This is a genomic window from Pseudomonas sp. CM25, assembly GCF_013179705.1.
In the GTDB taxonomy this organism is placed as follows: domain Bacteria; phylum Pseudomonadota; class Gammaproteobacteria; order Pseudomonadales; family Pseudomonadaceae; genus Aquipseudomonas.
This window is the reverse complement of the sequence record NZ_JABMCW010000432.1, coordinates 1-3931: the sequence shown is the minus strand read 5'-3', so window position 1 is coordinate 3931 and position 3931 is coordinate 1. Positions and strand designations below refer to the sequence as shown.

The 3931-nt window shown below is 66.0% G+C and carries 3 protein-coding genes; all 3 read right to left on the bottom strand.

The features are described 5' to 3' along the window. Positions 1-1391 (bottom strand): ABC transporter ATP-binding protein (locus HP546_RS27215; protein ID WP_172232024.1); only part of this gene is annotated, 1391 nt, incomplete at its 3' end. A gap of 1 nt (position 1392) precedes the next feature. After that, entirely contained in the window at positions 1393-3303 is a 1911-nt protein-coding gene (locus HP546_RS27210) for a sigma-54-dependent Fis family transcriptional regulator (RefSeq protein ID WP_172232021.1), read from the bottom strand. A gap of 367 nt (positions 3304-3670) precedes the next feature. Further along, on the bottom strand, positions 3671-3931 hold a 261-nt coding region (locus HP546_RS31170), incomplete at its 5' end, for a hypothetical protein (RefSeq protein ID WP_218584627.1).

Sequence of the window (3931 nt, the reverse complement as noted above, 5' to 3'; positions counted from 1 at the left end):
CGCACCACCCGCTCCAGCTCCGCACGGCTGGCCTCGGGCACGCTGTAGGCCAGGTTCTGCGCCAGGGTGCCGCGGAACAGCACGATGTCCTGGCTGACCACGGCGATACTTCGACGCAGCGCGGCCAGGTCCAGTTCGCGCAGGTCGGTGCCGTCCAGCAGGATGCGCCCTGCGTCAGGGTCGTAGAAGCGCTGCAACAGGTCGATGAGGGTCGACTTGCCCACGCCAGAGGCGCCGCTGATGGCCACCTTCAGCCCCCCCGGCACGCACACCTGCACGTTGTTCAGCACGGCGCCCTGGCGGCCTGCATGGCTAAAGCACAGTGCTTCCAGGCGCAGTTCGCCCGGGCCATCGGGCATGGGTTGCGGGTTGGCCGCCGGGCGCACGGCCACGGCCTCCTGCTTGAGCTCCATCACCCGCCCCAGGCTCACTGCCATGCGCTGCACCGCCACGTACAGCCCCAGCAGGCTTTGTACCGGCCCCACCGCCATGCCCATGTAGGTTGAAAAGGCGATCAGCGCCCCCAACTGCCAGGTCCCCTGGATCACCCACCAGCCGCCGACCAGGAACGCGCAGGCGCGACACCATGAGGTCAGCGTACCGGGGATGGCCTGGGTGAAGAATTCGGTCACCTGCACCTTCAGCAACTGGCGCATGTAGCCCTGCCCCAGCTGGTCCAGGCGCCCTGCCTCGCGATCTTGCTGGCCGGCGGCCTGGATGAACTTCATCGCCGGCAGGGTTTCGACCAGGAACGACGACACATCCGCCGAGCGCTCGCGCAGGCTGCGCACTTCGCGCTCCACCTTGCGCCGCATCCAGCGCAGCCACAGCACCTCGATCGGGATCAGCAAGGCCAGCAGCAGCGACAGTTGCCACGACAGCATCAGCATCAATGCCACCGCACCGACCAGGCCGATCACCGCCGACACCGCCGAAAACAGCGAGTCCACGGCAAAGCGCTGGATCTCCGCCACATCGCCATCCAGCCGCGAAAGAATGTCACCGGTGCGCCGCCGGCCGTAGAACGTTGGCGACAACTGCTGCAGGTGACGGTAAAGGTCATCGCGCAGGGCAAACAGGATGCGCCCCGACAAGCGAGTATGCAGGTAGCGGTTGACCCCGGCCAGCACGGTGCCCAGCACACCGGCGCCGATCATGATCGCCGCCATGTGCCAGAGCGTCTGGTAGTCCTTGGCCAACAGGCCTTCGTCGATCAGCGTCTTGACCAGCCAGGGTTGCGCCAGTGCCAGCAGCGAGGCGCCCAGCGACAGGCCCAGCAGCACGCCGATGGCGCGGCGGTGGGGTCGGACGAAACCATACAGCCAGGCTAATGCCTGGCGCATGAGTACAGGGTCGCTGGAGTCCACCAGCCTTGCGAACAGGCCGCCCATGTCAGCTGCGCAACTGTTTGAGCTTGCGGTACAGCGTCGCCCGGCTGATACCTAACGCTTCGGCAGCAGCGGAAACGTTGCCCTGGTGGCGCGTCAACGCGGCGCGAATCAGCTCCAGCTCGTTGTCCTTGATGCTGCCGGAAGGCGCCGTTGCGCTGGCCAGTTCGTCCAGCAGGCAATCGGTCAGGTGGTCAAGGGTCAGCAACAGCTCGCCATCTTCGCGCATGGCCAGTGCCGTGCGTACCACCATCTCCAGCTGGCGGATATTTCCGGGCCAGTCAAAACCTTCAAGCAACCCAGCCAGGGCCGGGTCCAGGCTGACGCCCTTGGCGCCGGACTTGTCCAGCAAACCCTGGATGATTGCAGCCAAGTCATCCCGTTCGCGCAGGGCCGGCAGGCGCAACGACACGCCATTCACCCGGTAGTACAGGTCTTCGCGGAAGTGTTGCTCCTGCACCAGACGCTTGAGGTCGCGGTGGGTGGCGCAGATCAGCGCCACGTCGATGTCCTGCTCGTCGCCCGCCCCCAGCGGCGCCACACGGCGCTCCTGCAGAACCCGCAGCAGGCGCGCCTGCAGGGCCAGCGGCATGTCGCCGATTTCGTCGAGGAACAGCGTGCCGCCCTGGGCCTGCATCAACCGGCCGACCATGCCGCCCCGGCGCGAACCAGTGAAGGCTCCTTCGCGGTAGCCGAACAGCTCGGACTCGATCAGCCCTTCGGGGATCGCTGCGCAGTTGACGGCCACAAACGGTTTGTCGGCGCGCGGGCTGGCCTGGTGCAAGGCGCGGGCTACGACTTCCTTGCCGGTACCGGTCTCGCCCAGCAGCAACACCGGCAGGCCGTTGCCCAACCCCTGGCGTGCCATGCGCAGGTTGCGCGCCAGGCGCGGATCACCCCCGGCCAGAGCGTCAAGTGCGGGTGCTTGCCTGCTCAGCGTCGGCTTGCTCGCCGGCGGACTGCCGTTGACCCGGCCATGGCGGGGCAGCTGCAGGGCGCGGAAGTAGAACTCGCCCTTGGCCGTCTGCACGCTGCTCACCCCGCCCTGCCACAGGCGCGCGATGAAGGCCGGCGAACGCTCGCCGAGCAGGTCGGTGCTGTGCCGGCCGATCAGTTCATGGCGCGACACCTGCAACAACTGGCAGGCACTGTCGTTGGCCGCCAGCACTTCGCCGTCCAGGCTCAGTGCCAGCAGCCCCTGCCAGGCGCTGTTGAGGTATTGCGGGCGGCTGTGGAACGCCAGCACCAGTTGCTCTGGGTGGCACAGGCCGAACAGCCGGCTTTCGATGTTGCCGGCGGCCAGCATCAGCGTTGTCAGGCTGTCCTGCGGCTGCGCCATCACCCCTTCGCGGGTGATGTCGAGCACGCCGATCACCTCGCCCCGCGGGTCGCGCAAGGGTACCGAGGTGCAGGAGAAGGGGCTGAGGCGGTCGAGGTAGTGCTCGCCGCAGTTGATCAGCGTTGGCCGGCCTTCGACGACCGCCGTGCCGATGGCGTTGGTGCCACGCAGTGTTTCGCTCCAGCAGCTGCCGGGCTGCAGGTCACGCAGGCCCTCGCGGCTGAGCACATGGGTCTGGCCCTCGATGGCCAGTACGTTGGCCTTGGCGTCGCCGAGGATGATGATGCCGGCCTGGCCCTGGCGCGCGACCAGGTAATCCAGTTCGGGGGTGACCGCGTCGACCAGCAGGCGGTTGCGCTCGAGCAGGGTGCGCAGGTCACGGCCTTGTTCCAGGCCCAGGCCGACCTGCTCGCCTTGCAGGCTGTCCAGGCCATGGCCCAGGCTGCGGCGCCAGGAGGCGTCGATTTCGTCGCGTAGCATGCCCAGCGGCAGCTCGCCTTCGCTGGCCAGCTTCAGGCGGGCCTGGCGGGATTCGTGCAGCGGGTCTTGGGCGTTTGTTATTAGTTGTCGCGCCATTTGCTACTCCGGCTGTGCCCCGCAAGGTGGCGGAGGACGGGCTTGGGAATTTTCCGCAGTGTGCGGGAGAAATGGCTGGGCGTCATCTGGTAGTGGATGGATTGGGGGGCGCCGGGTATGGTCCATGAAGCACGCGCAATCCTTGTCGGGGATTTTAGGGTCTTTGACAAGTCGCATCAGGGCTGACAGGTGCTTGCCGCAAGCTATGCAGCGCCTATGAGATCGAGCGCCGCCCGCGCGGCGCTTCGCGGGTGAACCCGCTCCCACATTTGTTGCAACGTGGCCATGCCTGTGAAAGCGAGGTTGCCCGCCTTGGTGCGTGGCTTTAGACAGGTGAGGCTGCAGTGGGGCAAACCGAGAAATCCAGTCAAGCCAACAAGGCTGACAACCATGGCCTGACAGATTTGGCACGTTGCAACAAATGTGGGAGCGGGTTTACCCGCGAAGCGCCGCGCGGGCGGCGCTCGATCTCATAGGCGCTGCATAGCTTGCGGCAAGCGCCGAGGGTGTCAGAAATTTTGTGTTCGGGCATAACATGAGTAAGAGGTGCATGTATGCCAACCAAAAAAAAACCGCTCCGAGAGTTACCAAAGGTTCCGAAAGAGCTGCTGGAACAGTTTTCCGCTGT

Bases quoted from the DNA above. Each gene is read 5' to 3' on its own strand.
- HP546_RS27210 (WP_172232021.1), bottom strand. From the start codon at position 3,303: ATGGCGCGACAACTAATAACAAACGCCCAAGACCCGCTGCACGAATCC.